This window comes from Salipiger sp. PrR002 (assembly GCF_010500775.1).
Lineage (GTDB): Bacteria > Pseudomonadota > Alphaproteobacteria > Rhodobacterales > Rhodobacteraceae > Salipiger.
Window position 1 is genome coordinate 165379 of record NZ_JAAGOU010000003.1, and the last position, 15316, is coordinate 180694.

At 66.5% G+C, this 15316-nt stretch carries 13 protein-coding genes; 9 read left to right on the top strand and 4 right to left on the bottom strand.

Features of this window, described 5'->3' with window-relative positions:
* The first annotated feature begins 84 nt into the window (after positions 1-84).
* Together G0A00_RS04760 and dacB are read left to right on the top strand one after the other, a co-directional pair.
* Entirely contained in the window at positions 85-708 is a 624-nt protein-coding gene (locus G0A00_RS04760; protein ID WP_164182232.1) for a nicotinate-nucleotide adenylyltransferase, read from the top strand.
* A gap of 160 nt (positions 709-868) precedes the next feature.
* Positions 869-2380 (top strand): D-alanyl-D-alanine carboxypeptidase/D-alanyl-D-alanine-endopeptidase, encoded by a 1512-nt coding sequence (gene dacB, locus G0A00_RS04765; protein ID WP_368667661.1) that lies wholly within the window; start codon positions 869-871, stop codon positions 2378-2380.
* A gap of 392 nt (positions 2381-2772) precedes the next feature.
* Here the strand turns inward: dacB and G0A00_RS04770 are convergent, their stop codons facing one another.
* Positions 2773-3198: a tellurite resistance TerB family protein gene (locus tag G0A00_RS04770; protein ID WP_083191212.1), complete on the bottom strand. Its 426-nt coding sequence runs from the start codon at positions 3196-3198 to the stop codon at positions 2773-2775.
* A gap of 118 nt (positions 3199-3316) precedes the next feature.
* On the opposite strand from G0A00_RS04770, the gene G0A00_RS04775 reads away from it, so the two are divergent.
* From G0A00_RS04775 to G0A00_RS04785, 3 genes are all read left to right on the top strand, one after another.
* A complete protein-coding gene (locus tag G0A00_RS04775; RefSeq protein ID WP_066104567.1) occupies positions 3317-4894 on the top strand; it encodes a lysine--tRNA ligase in 1578 nt (525 codons plus the stop codon).
* An 89-nt stretch (positions 4895-4983) separates the two neighbouring features.
* The gene (locus G0A00_RS04780; protein WP_164182236.1) at positions 4984-5385 is read left to right on the top strand and encodes a DUF4864 domain-containing protein; all 402 of its coding nucleotides are present in this window, start codon (positions 4984-4986) and stop codon (positions 5383-5385) included.
* 132 nt (positions 5386-5517) lie between these two features.
* Positions 5518-7806 carry a glycosyl hydrolase family 28-related protein gene (locus tag G0A00_RS04785; protein WP_164182238.1) on the top strand — a complete coding sequence of 763 codons (2289 nt, stop codon included), beginning with the start codon at positions 5518-5520 and terminating at the stop codon, positions 7804-7806.
* Positions 7807-7855: 49 nt separating this feature from the next.
* Here the strand turns inward: G0A00_RS04785 and G0A00_RS04790 are convergent, their stop codons facing one another.
* On the bottom strand, positions 7856-8524 hold the full coding sequence (locus tag G0A00_RS04790; RefSeq protein WP_164182240.1) for a hypothetical protein: 669 nt from the start codon (positions 8522-8524) through the stop codon (positions 7856-7858).
* Positions 8525-8732: 208 nt separating this feature from the next.
* Between G0A00_RS04790 and parA the strand changes: the two genes are divergently transcribed.
* Both parA and G0A00_RS04800 read left to right on the top strand, forming a co-directional pair.
* Positions 8733-9374: a ParA family partition ATPase gene (parA, locus tag G0A00_RS04795; protein WP_066104578.1), complete on the top strand. Its 642-nt coding sequence runs from the start codon at positions 8733-8735 to the stop codon at positions 9372-9374.
* A gap of 30 nt (positions 9375-9404) precedes the next feature.
* Positions 9405-10265 (top strand): DUF6206 family protein, encoded by an 861-nt coding sequence (locus G0A00_RS04800; protein ID WP_368667662.1) that lies wholly within the window; start codon positions 9405-9407, stop codon positions 10263-10265.
* A 389-nt stretch (positions 10266-10654) separates the two neighbouring features.
* Here G0A00_RS04800 and fsa read toward each other — a convergent pair whose 3' ends face one another.
* Positions 10655-11308: a fructose-6-phosphate aldolase gene (gene fsa / locus G0A00_RS04805; protein WP_066104580.1), complete on the bottom strand. Its 654-nt coding sequence runs from the start codon at positions 11306-11308 to the stop codon at positions 10655-10657.
* A gap of 107 nt (positions 11309-11415) precedes the next feature.
* Here fsa and G0A00_RS04810 point away from each other — a divergent pair, with 107 nt between their 5' ends.
* Positions 11416-13605 carry a primosomal protein N' gene (locus G0A00_RS04810; RefSeq protein ID WP_164182242.1) on the top strand — a complete coding sequence of 730 codons (2190 nt, stop codon included), beginning with the start codon at positions 11416-11418 and terminating at the stop codon, positions 13603-13605.
* Positions 13606-13636: 31 nt separating this feature from the next.
* On the opposite strand, the gene G0A00_RS04815 is transcribed toward G0A00_RS04810, so the two are convergent.
* Entirely contained in the window at positions 13637-14095 is a 459-nt protein-coding gene (locus tag G0A00_RS04815) for an Lrp/AsnC family transcriptional regulator (RefSeq protein WP_164182244.1), read from the bottom strand.
* An 88-nt stretch (positions 14096-14183) separates the two neighbouring features.
* Between G0A00_RS04815 and G0A00_RS04820 the strand changes: the two genes are divergently transcribed.
* Entirely contained in the window at positions 14184-15311 is a 1128-nt protein-coding gene (locus G0A00_RS04820; protein WP_164182245.1) for an alanine racemase, read from the top strand.
* Positions 15312-15316 lie beyond the last annotated feature (5 nt).

Consider the following 15316-nt stretch of genomic DNA (forward strand, 5'->3'; position numbering starts at 1 on the left):
GGCCCGCTCCCTGTGGAAAAATGCGGTTGATCCCCGAGCGAAATCCTGTGTCTTTGGGCATTCATTCCTAAAGGAAGGGGCGCAATGCTCTGGAATGCGTATGAAACCGGCTTCCATCTGCGGGCCGGACAGAGGATCGGATTGCTCGGCGGATCGTTCGACCCGCCGCATGAAGGCCATGTGCGCATCACTCTGGAGGCCTTGAAGCGCTTTCGCCTCGACCGGATCATCTGGCTGGTGAGCCCCGGCAATCCGCTCAAGGTTCAGGGCCCGGCACCGCTGGAGGCGCGGATCGCGGCGGCCCGCGCGTTGATCCAGCATCCGCGGGTCATGGTCAGCGGCTTTGAGGCACTGGCCGGGACGCGGCACACGGCCCGCACGCTGGCGCTGCTGCAGGCGCGGCACCCCGGTGTGCGCTTCACATGGCTGATGGGCGCCGACAATCTGGCGCAGCTGCACCGCTGGGAAGACTGGCGCGAGATCATGCGCCGGGTGCCGGTGGGGGTGCTGGCGCGTCCGGGCAGCCGGTTGGCCGCGCGCGAGTCGGTGGCGGCGACGGTGTTTCGCCACGCCCGCCTGCCGAGCCGTGCCGCGGCGGTGCTGCCGCTTGCCTCGCCGCCGCGCTGGTGCTTCGTGAACCTGCCGATGTCGGACCTCAGTTCCACGGCCATTCGTGCGCGGACGCGTGCCGAACCGGCGCAAATGTGAAGTATTCGCGCGTGCAGGACGCTTGCTGCGCCTCGCCCGCTTCGGTTAGATCGGCGGCATGAACCGCGGTCTGTCTCGTCGTCACTTTTTGTCTTTCCTCGCTGCGTCCGGTGTATCCGCGGCTGCGGCCCCGGCGTTTGCTGGCGCGGTCGACCGGTCTTTGCGACCGATTGGGCGCGGCGACAATGTCGCGCTGCGCACGCTCGACTCGCCCGAAGACCTGATCGCCAAGGCCAATCTTGGTGACGGGCTGGTCGGCTACGCGGTGCTCAGCGCCGCGACGGGCAAGCTGCTCGAGAGCCATCAGGGCACGCTGGGCCTGCCGCCCGCGAGCGTCGCCAAGTCGTTGACCGCCTCTTATGCGCTTGACACGCTGGGCCCGGATTACCGTTTTTCCACAGAGCTTTGGACCACGGGCGCGATCGTCGGTGGCGAGTTGAAGGGCGATCTGGTGCTGGTCGGCGGCGGCGATCCGACGCTGGACACCGACGGGCTGGCCGAGATGGCGCGCAGCCTTGCCGAGATCGGCATCAAGAAAGTGACCGGGCGCTTCATCGTCGATGGTGGCGCGCTGCCCTATGCGGCGCAGATCGACCTCGAGCAGCCGGTGCACGTCAGCTACAACCCGGCCGTTTCGGCGATCAACCTCAATTACAACCGCGTCAGCTTTGAGTGGGAGCGCGACGGCAACGGCTATGATGTCAGCATGGACGCGCCCTCGATGGCGGGGCGGCAGTCAGTGCGCATGGCGCATATGGCGGTCTCGGACCGCAATGGGCCGATCTACACCTACGCCGATCAGGACGGGCGCGACGAATGGAGCGTGGCCAGCCACGCGCTTGGCAAGGGCGGCTCGCGCTGGCTGCCGGTGCGCAAGCCCGAGCTTTACGCCGGTGAGGTGTTTCAGGCACTGGCCGGATCGCAAGGGCTGCAACTGCCCGAGCCGGTGATCGAACATGGCGTCGAGACGGTGGATCTGGTGGCGCGTCGCGAGAGCGAGCCGCTGCATGTGATCCTCAAGGAGATGCTGAAGTATTCCACCAACCTGACCGCCGAACTGGTCGGGCTGACCGCCACCCGCAAGCGGCTGGGGCATGCCGAATCGATCGTGCATTCCGCCGAGGTGATGAACACCTGGGCGCGCGACGAGTTGGGGCTGACCCATATTGCCATGACCGACCATTCGGGCCTTGGCGGCAACAGCCGGGTTGCGGCGGCGGATGTGGCCTCGGCGCTGCTGCAGGCCGAGCGGCGGCTGGGGCTGAAGCCATTGCTGAAACCGATCACCATGCTCGATGGGCGCGGGCGACCGGTGCAGGATCACCCGCTGAAGGTGCACGCCAAGACCGGCACGCTGAACTTCGTCAGCGGCCTTGGTGGCTTTGTCGACATGCCGAGCGGCGAGCAACTGGTGTTCGCGATCTTCTGCGGTGACGTGCCGCGGCGCGACGCGATCCCGGTGGAAGAGCGCGAGCGCCCGCCGGGTATGCGTGAATGGAACCGCCGCGCCAAGGCGCTGCAGCAGGATCTGATCGAACGCTGGGCGGTGCGCTTCCCCAAGGGCACCGGACCCGAGCCTGCTGCTGCCGTGGCGAACGCCAGCCCCGATGTCACGCCGACCACACAAACCTCGTCCGGCAGTGTCGCCACGCCGCAAAGCGCCGCGCCCTGAATGGGGCGTGGAGGCGCCGCGCTCGCCCGGCCGGATGACCGGTAGGGCAGGCCAGCGGGGTGCTCACAATGCCAATGCGCCGAGGATCGGAAGCAGGCAAAGCAGCAGTGCAGCGAACAGGGTGAACCGGTGACGGGTCACGTGGTGACGTGACATGGGCTGTCTTCCTTGAAAATGCAGTGAAAACAGAAACGACTCGGAAAGAATGAGTGGTGGATTAAGTGCTGTAATACGCACAATTACATCATATTCGAAAAACCATCCGTCGTCACGCTGCGGTGCGGAAGGCGCACACGGATAGGGTGTTTTCCGCCCATGGCCTTGCGGCCCTGCCGAAACCGGGCAGGGCAGAAGGTATGGTAGGCGATAGGGCTGGGTATGGACTGGGACGCTTAGCCGTGCAGGTGACGGGCGCGGGCGCCGCGTTCGATGGCGGCGGCATGCAGCCGGTCGATGTCGAGCTCGTAGCGGATTTCCTCGAGCAGCCGCAGTTCCTCTTCGCGCAGCGTGCCATCGGCGGCGGCCACATCGCAGGCCAGCGCGTAAGCGGTCTCGTTCAGCCGCTCGGGCAGGTTGTCGCGCAGCAGGCCGAAAAGCGCGTCGAGCCCGTCTTCCTGTTCGAAGAGGTCGAACACCAGATCGGTGACCACGCGCATCCGGTCGATGTCGTAGTTGCTGAAGATCGGCAGCATGTTGACCGAGGATTCGATCTTCACCAGCTCGGCGGTGCGCATGTTCTCGTCAGAGGCCGAGACCGCGATCATCAGGGCGACGAGGCAGTCTTGCGGGGTCATCGGATGCGGGGCGGCTTCAGACACTGGAATACTCCGGAAAAATCATGCTACGCGCAATTTATTGACCCCATGCCCCGGCTGCAATAGGACGCGGGCGCACTGCCCCGTGAATCGGGGCGTTTCTTCCCTAAGGAGTGTTTCAATGTCCGAACTGCGCGACGCAGCAATGAGCTCGAAGGCCTGGCCCTTTGAAGAGGCGCGCCGGGTGCTGAAACGCTACGAGAAGACGCCGCCCGAGAAGGGATATGTGCTGTTCGAGACCGGCTATGGTCCGTCGGGTCTGCCGCACATCGGCACCTTCGGCGAAGTTGCGCGCACCACGATGATCCGCCGCGCCTTCGAGGTGATCTCGGACATCCCGACCCGTCTGATCTGTTTCTCGGACGATATGGACGGCATGCGCAAAGTGCCCGAGAACGTGCCGAACCAAGAGCTTCTGCACGAGAATCTGCAGCGCCCGCTGACCTCGGTCCCCGATCCCTTCGAGGAATTCGAGAGCTTTGGCCACCACAACAACGCCATGCTGCGCCGCTTCCTCGACACCTTCGGCTTCGAGTATGAATTCTATTCGGCCACCGATTTCTACAAGTCGGGCCAGTTCGACGAGATCCTGCTGCGCTGCTGCGAGAAATACGATGATCTGATGAAGATCATGCTCAAGTCGCTGCGCGAAGAGCGGGCCTCGACTTATTCGATCTTCCTGCCGGTCCACCCCGAGACGGGCCGCGTGCTTTATGTGCCGGTGAAGAATGTCGATGCCAAGGAAGGCACGATCACCTTCGACGATGACGATGGCAAGGAATGGACCGTTCCGGTGACCGGCGGCAACGTGAAGCTGCAGTGGAAGCCCGACTTCGGTGCTCGCTGGGCCGCGCTTGGCGTCGACTTCGAGATGTACGGCAAGGACCACTCGACCAACACGCCGATTTACGACGGCATCTGCCGCACGCTCGGCGTGCGCGCGCCCGAGCACTTCACCTATGAGCTTTTCCTCGACGAGAACGGCGAGAAGATCTCGAAGTCCAAGGGCAACGGCCTGTCGATCGACGAGTGGCTCACCTACGCCTCGTCGGAGTCGCTGTCCTATTTCATGTACCAGAAGCCGAAGACCGCAAAGCGGCTGTGGTGGGACGTGATTCCCAAAGCGATGGACGAGTACCACCAGCAGCTGCGCGCCTATCCGACGCAGGATGCCAAGGCGCAGCTCAACAACCCGGTGTGGCACATCCACGGCGGTGACGTGCCCGAGACCAAGATGGTGGTGCCCTTCTCGATGCTGCTCAACCTCGCCTCGGCCGCCGGTGCCGAGGACAAGGAAGCGATGTGGGGCTTCATCCGCCGCTACGCGCCCGAGGCCGAGCCCAAGACGCATCCCGACCTCGACGCCGCTGCCGGCTACGCGGTGCGCTACTACAACGACTTCGTCAAACCGACGAAGCAGTTCCGCGCGCCCACCGATCAGGAACGTGCGGCGATGGAAGACCTTGCCGCCCAGCTTGAGGGCTACGATGGCGCGGTCGAGGACGAGGCGCTGCAGACCATGGTCTTCTCGGTCGGCAAAACGCATGAGTTCGAGAACCTGCGCGAGTGGTTCAAGGCGCTTTACGAGGTGCTGCTTGGCCAGAGCCAAGGGCCGCGCTTCGGCGGGTTCATCGCCCTCTACGGCGTCGACGAGACCGCAGCGCTGATCCGCAAGGGGCTGGCGGGCGAACTGGGCTGAACCCATTGCGCCTGACCCGTGGGTTTGACCCGCAGGTTTGACCCAACGTAAGTAAAGACTACCTCCCTGAGCATTCAGGGAGGTTTTTTATGCGCAAATTTCTTGCCGCACTCCTGCTGGCCGGAGCTCTGACGGGCCCGGCACTGGCGCAGGAAGACGAGATCGCCGGCACCATCCGCAGCCAGATGGAGGCCTTTCTGGCCGAAGACGCCGAGACCGCCTTTACCTTTGCCAGCCCCGGCATTCAGGGGCTCTTTGGCACGCCGGAGAACTTTTCGCGGATGGTGCGCGAGGGCTATCCGATGGTCTGGCATCCCGGAGAGATCCGTTTTGGCGGGCTTGACGAGCGTGGCAACTATCTGGCGCAGAACGTTTATGTCACCGACACAGCGGGCCGTGCCCATGCTCTGCAATACCTGATGGAGCAGATCGACGGACGCTGGCGCATCGCCGGTGTGCGCCTCTTGGACCTGCCCGAAGCCTCAGTCTGAGCGCCATCTGCCGTTGCCCGCGGCGGCGGTCCGGCGCGCGGTGTCACTGGGCGCCGTTAACCTGCCTCCTCTAGCTCTTTGCCCATTGGGTCTGCGCGGCCCGTGAGGCGATCAGAGCAGAGGAAGCAGGGCATGAACATTGCGGTGACCGACGGGGTGGTGCTGACCCCCACGCCATTTTCCGAAGGGCTGGATGTGTGGTCGCGCGGCGACGGGCGACCGGGGTCGGACACCTACGCCTCGTCTGTGGCGGCGGCCTATGTTCCGGCGGATGCGGATTTCGGCGGCTGTCTGGAATTGCAGAAGACCGACACCACGCAAAAGCTGCGCTACATGGGGCAGACGCCGATCCTGCCCGGCGTCTACCTGCGGGTGACGGCGCGGGTGAAGGCGATCTCGGGCAATCTGCCGTCGGTGCGCATCGCGGGCTGGGCTGGCACCGGCAATGATGTGGCGGTGAGCGGCGTGCCGATGCAGGGGGATGCGGTGGCGCTGAGCAGCTATGGCGAGGTGGTCGAAGTCTCCGCCATCGTGGGGGCCGGGTCGCGCGCGGGCGTCGATCTGATCTGGGGCACCGGGCCGAGCTACGGGCATTTCGGGCTCGACCTGACGGGGCTGAACGGCGGGGTGGTGCGCATCGACGATCTGCAGATCGAGGATATCACCGAGGTCTTCCTGCGGCAGATGCTGGCGAGCGTCGATGTGCGCGATTATGGCGCGCTTGGCGACGGCAGCACCGACGACAGCGCCGCCTTCGAGGCCGCCGACGCGGCGGCGGACGGGCGGCTGATCATCGTGCCCTCGGGGACTTATCGTCTCGCCAATTCGGTCACTTTGGAACACCACGTGCGCTTCGAGGGACAGCTGAGCATGCCAGCCTCGGCGATCCTGTCGCTGACCAAGGACTTCAACCTGCCCGCCTATTCCGATGCTTTCGGCGGCGACGAAGAGATCGCCTTGGCCAAGGGGCTGCAGTCGCTGCTCAACAACGCCGACCACGAGAGCTTTGACATGGGGGGGCGCCGCGTCTCGATGAACGGCCCGCTGGATGTGCAGGCCGCCGTGCCTAACCGCGACACCTATTCGCAGCGCCGGGTGCTGCGCAACGGCCAGCTGCGGGCCGAGGACAGCGGCGGCTGGGGAGCGACCAGCGTCACCAGCACCGCCACCTATTCCGCCTCGAACCAGTGGCGGCTGACCAATGTGGCCAATGTGGCCAATATCGAGGTCGGCAGCCTTGTCACCGGGGCCGGGGTGGGGCGCGAGATCTACGTGAAGTCGAAGAACGTCGGCGCGCAGGAAATCACCCTCTCGCAGCCGTTGTCGGACGCGGTGGGCACGCAGAGCTACACCTTCACCCGCTTTCGCTACATGCTGGATTTCTCGGGGTTCACCAAGCTCGAGAAGTTCGAGGTCGAGGATGTGGAGTTCCAATGCTTGGAACTGGCCAGCGGGCTGATGCTGCCGCCGCTCGGCACGGTGAATGTGATCCGCAACTGCGTGTTCAACCGTCCCAGTCATCGCGGCATCACCTCGATTGGCGAGGGCTGTCAGGGGCTTTTGGTGGACCACAATCAATTCATCAGCGCCGAGGGTGGGCTGGCCACGCAGAGCCGCCAGTCGGTGGCGATCAACACCAACGCCAACGACGTGAAAATCCGCAACAACCGCGCCTCGCAGTTCCGCCATTTCGCGGTGATCTCGGGCGCGCAGGCGGTGATCTCGGGCAACCATTTCTTTCAGGGTGACGAGACCGGCAGCGGCATCCGCTCGGCGGGGATCGTGCTGTGCCTGCGTGCCTGCAGCACCACGATCTTTGGCAATTACATCGACAATTGCTTCATCGAATGGACCAATGAGCGCGAGCCCGAGCCGGATTTCTCGGGCGGTTTCGGCTTTGCGGGCCTGTCGATCACCGGCAATGTCATGCTGTGCTCGAACGTCGCCGACTGGTTTTCCTTCATCGTGGTGAAGCCCTATGGCAGCGGCCATATGGTCAACGGCATGAACGTCTCGGGCAATCTTTTCCGCGCCGTGGGCGGCACGATCACCCGGGTCGAGCGGGTCGACACCTCCTTTGCCGGGCTCGAATTGGGCGCGATGCGCCGGGTGTTCATGCAAGAGAATACTTTCCACAATATCGACCTGCAGACCGAGAACCCGTTGCAGGTGACCCACGATCAGAACACCCATGCCGCGACATGGGTGGTCGCAACCGGCAACAAGCTGCCCTTCGGCGGCCGCGCGCGGCAGGTGCAAAGCCTCGTGCTCACCTCGCGGCCGCGCAATGGCGCGAATGTCACCGCCTTTGTCACGCCCTATACCTCGGCGGAACAGGGCAGCGGGGCATCCGACGTGCATGTGATCTGGCCCGAGCCGGTGCTTGGCGATCTGACGCTGCTGGTGCGCATGGACACGTGACTCTGCACATCGGCGGACCGGACCGGCGCCAAAAGGCGCTGGTGCCGTTTCAGAACTGCGTCCAGAGGCCAAGCAGAAGCCCCGCGCTGGTGTCTCCGACCAGCCCCCAGCTGGCACCGATCTCGGCCTGCAGCCGCTCGCGCAGCGGCAGCACCACCGATGGGGCCAGCCGCACGAAACCGGGATCGCCGCGCTGCACGCCTGTCTGCACCTGCAGTATCGCCTTGCGCCGCTGCGGCAGGTTGAGCCCAAGCGTCAGGTCCATCTTCACGTCGGTGCCCGCCGTGCCGCGCAGCTCCGCCAGTATGTCGGCATTGAGCCAGCCCCGCGCGTGGCTGAGCCCCAGCGACAGCCCGGGGCGCAGCGCCTGATGGCCTTCGATCCGTCCGGCCCCCAGTTCCGCGCTCAGCCGCATCGGGCCCGCGCCTATCAGCGGCAGGCGCAGGAAGAGCAGCGATTTTCCCGCGCCCGAGATCGCCCGCCCGAGGTCGGCACCGATCGTCACCCGCGGGCTCAGCCCATATTCGACATAGAGCGTGTCATACCGCCCGCTGGGCAGTTGCCACCCCTGAATCCCATAGCTCTGCGGCCATGTGAGCCGCGTGGTCGAACTGGCGAAACCCGCGCCGCGCTCTTGCAGCCAAGCCCCCGCCTGCAGCGGCCCGGCGCAGAGCCAGAGCAGCCCGCAAAGCACACCGAGCCGTGCCAACCTCCGCATAAGCGCCTCCCTTGCGGAAAGCCTGCTCCGGACGTGGTTAACGTGGGGTGAATATGGCGCAGGACCCTTGGCGAGCGCTTGGCGATCCCATGGCGACCGCTCGGCGATCCCTTGGCGACCACGCGTCATCTGGGCACTGGACGGAGTGCCGCGATCGGATATGCTGCGGATGCAAAACAGCCCTTGAGAGGGGCGGGGAGGGGCAGCCATGACCGGATCGGTGATCACCGTCGCACAGCAGAAGGGGGGCTCGGGCAAAACCACGCTCTCGGCCAATCTGGCGATCGGGTTTCTTGCGCAGGGCAAATCCGTGGCGCTGGTGGACATCGACCCGCAGGGTAGCCTCGGGCGCTGGTTCATGACCCGGCTGGAACGCGATCCCGAGGCGCTGGGCGCGTTGGAGTTCGCCACCTCCTCGGCTTGGGGGGTCACCTACGAATGCCGCAAGCTGTCGGGCAGCCATGACGTGGTGATCGTCGACACGCCGCCCAAGGCCGACAGCGATCTGCGCCCGGCGCTGCGCGCCGCCGATCTGGTGGTGGTGCCGGTCTCGATGAGTCATCTCGACCTCTGGGCCACCGAGGGGGTGCTCGATCTGGCCCGTCGCGAGAACCGTGAGGCGATGGTGGTGCTCAACCGCACCCGCCCCGGCACCCGGCTTTCGGGCGAAATCTCTGAGGCGGTGGGCGCTATGGACGTGCGCATCGCCGCCGCGCAACTGGCCAACCGGGTGGCCTATGCCGAGGCCTTCGGGCGGGGGCAAAGCGCCGCCGAAGGGCGCAAGACCCCGGCCCGCGCTGAGGTCGCCGCGCTGACGGCAGAGGTGGCGGAGGCGCTGGCAAACGGGTAAAGCGTGCCGCAACAGGAGACATGCCCGCCCATGACCGAGATGACCGATACCACAGACCACGCCGCGCTTGCCGAGACGATCCGCCGCCACCAAGAGGGGCAGGGCCAGCCGATCTCGCGGCTCGGGTATTTCTGCGCGCCCTTCCGGCCCGCCGACGGCCCTTTCGCCGACAAGGTGATCAAAGTCTATCGTGGGCTGCCCGACGGCGCGAAGCTGGAGCGGCTGGCGCAGGCGCATGACGCCTATGTCGCGGCGCTCGAGCAGACCGGCGTGCCGCTGCCGCAGACCGAGTTCCTGCTGATGCAGACCGAACAGGGCCGCATTCCGGTGATCCTCCAAGAGGCGCTGCCCGAAAGCGCGCTGATGCGCCCGCGCATGCAACGCGAGGATCTGGCCTCGACGCTGGCGATGATGGAGGCCGCGGGTCAGGTCATCGCGCAGTTCTGGAACAACGCCGACCAGCTTGAAGGGCGGGTGGGCTTCCACCCCTCGATTCGCAACTTCGCGGTGCTGGACGGTCAGGCGATCTTTTACGACACCTTCCCGCCGCTGATCGGCTACAGCCGCGACGAGATGGGTGAGCTTCTGCTGCTGTTCTCGGAAAAGCGCCTGATGCGCTGGGTCGGCCCCTTCCTCAAGGCCAAGGTCACCGGCATTCAGGACGAATGGTATTCGGCCCCCGAGACGCTGGTCGGCCTCGTCGGCTCGGCCTGCCGCCTGCGCCCCGAGCATGCGGGCGCCTATCTCGACTGGGGCCGCGACTTCGCTCCGCGCGCCATGCCGCGCTTTGCCGAGGAGGCTCTGGAGGGGCTCTCGCAGCCGCCGCGACTGCCGGGCTATTGGACCGGGTTCCGCAAGCTGCTGGGGCTGCAGGGCGAGCCCAACCTCTGAGGTCAGCCCTGGCTCCGCCGCCGGATGTGCGTATTTGAAAAGAGAAGAAGCGGAAGGCGCCGCGAAGAGGTTTGAGGGTAATCTGCCGTTAACCCTGATCGCATAGGTGTGGCTATGCGGTACAGGCTGGCGAGCCGATGACCGCAAGAGGAGAAGCCTCGCGGTCCCGCGGCCTTGTTGCTTTCCCGGGGTGCCGGATCGCGGGGTGGACCCGCGCGCTCCCCTGCTTCTTCTCTTTGAAAATACGCACGGCGGAACATGGCGGCGGGGCGCGCCGCCGGGGCGGCGAGAGCCCATAGGTTTCGGAAATGCAAAAGAAAAAGGCCCGCCTCGGCGGAGGCGGACCTTTAAAATCCCGGATGGGCGATCTCCCGGATGGGAGGAGGCGATCAGACGATCTTGATGCCAGCCTTTTCGGCATCGGCGACAAAAGCGGCGAGGCCCTTGTCGGTCAGCACGTGGTTGGCCATCGCCTTGATCACGGCGGGCGGCGCGGTGCAGACGTCGGCGCCGATCTTGGCGCAATCCGACATGTGGTTGGCCGAGCGGATCGAGGCGGCCAGCACCTGCGTCTCATAGCCGTAGTTGTCGTAGATCTGGCGGATGTCGGCGATCAGCTGCAGCCCGTCGAGGTTCAGATCGTCGAGGCGACCGATGAAGGGCGAGATGAAGGTCGCGCCAGCCTTGGCGGCGAGCAGCGCCTGATTGGCCGAGAAGCAGAGCGTCACATTGACCATATTGCCCTCTTCCGAGAGCACTTTGCAGGCCTTGAGGCCGTCCCAGGTCAGCGGCACTTTCACCGCGATATTGGGGGCGATCTCGGCCAGCTTGCGGCCTTCCTCGATCATCGCCTCGGCCTCGAGCGCGACCACCTCGGCGGAGACGGGGCCCGGCACCATCTCGCAGATTTCCTTGGTGACCTCGAGGATGTCACGCCCGGATTTGGCGATCAGCGAGGGGTTGGTGGTGACGCCGTCCACCATGCCGAGCTCGTGCAGCTCGCGGATGGCATCGACATCGGCGGTATCGACAAAGAATTTCATCTGGGTAAGCCCTCCAGGCTTGGCTTGGCATTCGGTCGCGCCTGTCTTACCTCATGAGGTGAGGGGCGGGAACCCCCTTGAAAATAGCGCTAACGGACCTGCCCTCAATGGATGATTACTACGACGAAGGCACGCTGATCTCGGTGCTGACCACGCAACCGCTGGATCGGCTGCTGGACTATAAGGCACCTGCGGGTGGCTGCGCGCAGGGGGCGTTTGTCGAGGTGCCGCTGGGGCCGCGCAAGGTGTTCGGCGTGGTCTGGGGGCCGGGGCAGGGCGGCTTCGATCCCGCCAAAGTGCGCGGCGCGTCGCGGGTGCTGGAGGCGGCGCCGATGCGCGCGGAACTGCGGGAATTCCTTGAGCGATCAGCGGATTACACGCTGACGCCGCGCACCGCGATGCTGCGGCTTGCCACCCGCGCGCCGGGGCTGGGCGAGGCGCCCTCGATGCGCAAGATCTACCGCCGCGGTGACAGCGTGCCCGAGCGGCTCACCGATGCGCGGCGCCGGGTGCTGGAGGTGCTCGACGAGATGGGCGGCCTGTCGCTGACGCTGAAGGAACTGGCCGATGCCGCCGGGGTGACCTCTTCGGTGGTCAAGGGGCTGGCAAAGCTCGGGGCCGTGCGCGAGGAAGAGGCGCCGCGCGACACCGCCTTTGCCCGGCTCGATCCGGACTATGGCGGCAAGGCGCTGACCGAGGATCAGGCCAAGGCCGCCGAGGTGCTGCGCGCCGGGGTGCGCTCCGGCACATACGGCACGGTGCTGCTGAAAGGGGTGACCGGCTCGGGGAAGACCGAGGTCTATCTCGAGGCGGTGGCCGAATGCCTGCGGCAGGGGCGGCAGGCGCTGGTGCTGCTGCCCGAGATCGCGCTGACCTCGGAGTTCCTGACCCGCGTCGAGGCGCGCTTCGGCGCAAGGCCCGCCGAATGGCATTCGGGCGTCACGGTGACCGAGCGGCGGCGGGTCTGGCGGCAGGTGGCCGAGGGCGGCGCGCAGCTGGTGGTCGGCGCGCGTTCGGCGCTCTTCCTGCCGTTCCGCGATCTGGGGCTGACGGTGGTCGATGAAGAGCACGACACCTCCTACAAGCAAGAGGAAGGGGTGCTCTACAACGCCCGCGACATGGCGGTGCTGCGCGCCTCGATCTGTTCGGGGCGGGTGGTGCTGGCCTCGGCCACGCCCTCGCTGGAGAGCTGGGCCAACGCCGATGCGGGCAAATATGAGCGGCTCGATCTGGTCTCGCGCTTCGGCCCTGCGGTGATGCCGGAGATGCGCGCGCTGGACATGCGCGGCGAGGATCTGCCGGGCAGCCGCTGGATCTCGCCCTCGCTGCAGGCGGCGGTGAAGCGGCGGATCGAGAACGGCGAGCAGGCGATGCTCTTCCTCAACCGTCGCGGCTATGCGCCGGTCACCATCTGCCGCGCTTGCGGCCACCAGATCGCCTGTCCGCATTGCGACGCGCGGATGGTCGAGCACCGCTTCCTGCAGCGGCTCGTCTGCCATCAATGCGGCGAGAGCACGCCGAAGCCCGAGAAATGTCCGTCCTGCGAGGTCGAGGGCAAGCTGGCGGCGGTGGGGCCGGGGGTCGAGCGGCTGGCCGAAGAGGCGGCGGAGGTCTTTCCCGATGCAAGGCTGGCGGTGCTGTCGTCGGACCTTTTCGGCTCGGCGCGGCAGCTGAAGGCTGAGATCGAGAAGATCGCCATGGGCGGGGCCGACATCGTCATCGGCACGCAGCTGGTGGCGAAAGGGCACAACTTTCCGAACCTGACGCTCGTGGGGGTGATCGACGCCGATCTTGGGCTGCAGGGCTCGGACCTGCGCGCCGCCGAGCGCACCTTTCAGCTGATGCGGCAGGTGGCCGGGCGCGCGGGCCGGGCCGAGAAGCCGGGCACGGCGCTCTTGCAGACCTTCCAGCCAGAGCACCCGGTGATCCGGGCGATCCTCTCGGGCGACGAAGAGGGCTTCTGGAAGGCCGAGGCCGATGAGCGCCGCGCCGCCGGGATGCCGCCCTATGGCCGCCTCGCGGGGGTGATCCTGTCGTCGACCGAGGTGCAGGAGGTGTTCGATCTGGGCAACGCCATGGCGCGGCAGGACGGCCCGCTGCGGCGGATCGGGGCGCAGATCTACGGCCCCGCGCCAGCGCCGATCGCGCGGGTGCGCGGACGGCACCGGGTGCGGCTGCTGGTGAAGGCCCCGAAGGGCGTGGCGTTGCAGGCGGCGCTGGCGGAATGGGCCGGGCAGTTCCGGCTCAAGGGCGAGCTGCGCATGGCGATCGACATCGACCCGCAGAGCTTTTTCTGACGGCTGCGATCCGGGAGCAGGGCGCGCGCCTCTACCCGGCGCGGTTCAGCTTCGTGCTCAGGTGGATCAGGCTCTCGGAGCTTTTCACCCCGCGAGCCTCGGCGATCTTGTCGAGCGTGGCGTCCAGCTCTTCGGTGCTGCGCGCGCTCACCTGCACCAGCAGATCGACCCGGCCCGAGGTGGTATGCGCCGCCTCGACCGCTGGCATCTGGCGCAGCCGGGCAAGCACCTCGGGCTGGCTGCGCGGCTCGATGCAGACCAGCACCGTGGCGCGGATCGGCGCCTTCAGCGCGGCGCCGCGGCGCAGGGTGAAGCCAGCGATGATCCCGCGCGAGAGCAGCCGGTCGATCCGCGCCTGCACCGTGGTGCGCGCCAGCCCCAGCCGACGCGCAAGATCGGCCACCGGCAGCCGGGCATCGGCCTCGAGCAGGGCGATGAGCTGACGGTCGGTTTCGTCGATCTGTCCAGTTCGGTTGTCAATCTGCGGCATGATGCCTGACATTCTGTTCCATCTGCCACGCGGATCCGAGCGTTTTCTGCGTCATGCTTAAAGAAAACGCAGCAGGAGGCAGTGACACATGCGGATCGACCCCAGCCTATCGCCGACGCCGGAAAGCTGGCTCGCGGCCAATGCGCCCGACGCGCCGGTGTTTTTCTTTCACCCGGAGCGGCTGGCCGAAGTGGCGCGAGAGTTTCGGGCGGGCTTTCCCGGGCTGGTGACTTACGCAGTGAAGGCCAACCCTGCGCCCGAGATGATCCGCGCGCTGCACGCCGCAGGGATCACCGCCTTCGACGTCGCCTCGCCCGCAGAAATGGCGCTGGTGCGCGCCCATGCGCCCGGCGCTGCGCTGCATTATCACAACCCGGTGCGCTCGGCGGCAGAGATCGCGGCGGGCCTTGAGGCGGGCTGCGTTTCGTGGTCCGTCGATCGCGCCAGCGAGCTCGAGAAGCTGCGCGGCCTGCCCGCAGGCACCGAGATCGCCGTGCGCCTGAAGCTGCCGGTGGCGGGCGCGGCCTATGACTTCGGGGCCAAGTTCGGCGCCACGCCCGATCAGGCGGCGGCGCTGCTCCGGCGTGTGGCCGAGCTGGGCTTCACCCCCTCGCTCACCTTCCATCCCGGCACGCAATGCGCCTCGCCCGAGCCTTGGGCGCGCTACATTGCCGAGGCCGCCGCGGTGGCGCGCTCGGCCAAAGTGGTGCTGCACCGGCTTAACGTGGGTGGCGGCTTTCCGGCGCATCGCGACACCGACCGTCCCGATCTGCAGGCAATCTTCGACACCATCCGCGAGGTCACCGAAGGCGCCTTCGACACCGCGCCGCAGCTGGTCTGCGAGCCGGGCCGCGCGCTAGCCGCCGAGGCGCTGACGCTGGCGCTGCGGGTGAAGGGCGTGGACGAGGAGGCGGTCTTTCTCAACGATGGCGTCTACGGCGGCCTGGCGGAATGGCGCGACATCGCACCGATGAGCCGGGTGCGCCCGGTGGCTGCTGCGGGCGGTGCGCTTTGCGGCGCTTTGCGGCGGCGCATCGTCTTTGGCCCGACCTGCGACAGCATCGACCGGCTGCCGGAATTGCTGGCGCTGCCCGGTGACTTGGCGGAGGGGGACTACCTGCTCTTCGAGGGCATGGGGGCCTATTCGCGCGCGCTCGTCACCGGCTTCAACGGCTATGGTGTACGCAGAGTCGTGGAAATCGAAAAACAGTCCTGAGATCA

Coding starts and splice junctions, on each gene's coding strand:
- G0A00_RS04760 (WP_164182232.1), top strand. CDS start 85: ATGCTCTGGAATGCGTATGAAACCGGCTTCCATCTGCGGGCCGGACAG.
- G0A00_RS04775 (WP_066104567.1), top strand. CDS start 3,317: ATGTCCGAACTGCGCGACGCAGCAATGAGCTCGAAGGCCTGGCCCTTT.
- G0A00_RS04780 (WP_164182236.1), top strand. CDS start 4,984: ATGCGCAAATTTCTTGCCGCACTCCTGCTGGCCGGAGCTCTGACGGGC.
- G0A00_RS04785 (WP_164182238.1), top strand. CDS start 5,518: ATGAACATTGCGGTGACCGACGGGGTGGTGCTGACCCCCACGCCATTT.
- G0A00_RS04790 (WP_164182240.1), bottom strand. CDS start 8,524: ATGCGGAGGTTGGCACGGCTCGGTGTGCTTTGCGGGCTGCTCTGGCTC.
- parA (WP_066104578.1), top strand. CDS start 8,733: ATGACCGGATCGGTGATCACCGTCGCACAGCAGAAGGGGGGCTCGGGC.
- G0A00_RS04800 (WP_368667662.1), top strand. CDS start 9,405: ATGACCGAGATGACCGATACCACAGACCACGCCGCGCTTGCCGAGACG.
- fsa (WP_066104580.1), bottom strand. CDS start 11,308: ATGAAATTCTTTGTCGATACCGCCGATGTCGATGCCATCCGCGAGCTG.
- G0A00_RS04810 (WP_164182242.1), top strand. CDS start 11,416: ATGGATGATTACTACGACGAAGGCACGCTGATCTCGGTGCTGACCACG.
- G0A00_RS04815 (WP_164182244.1), bottom strand. CDS start 14,095: ATGCCGCAGATTGACAACCGAACTGGACAGATCGACGAAACCGACCGT.
- G0A00_RS04820 (WP_164182245.1), top strand. CDS start 14,184: ATGCGGATCGACCCCAGCCTATCGCCGACGCCGGAAAGCTGGCTCGCG.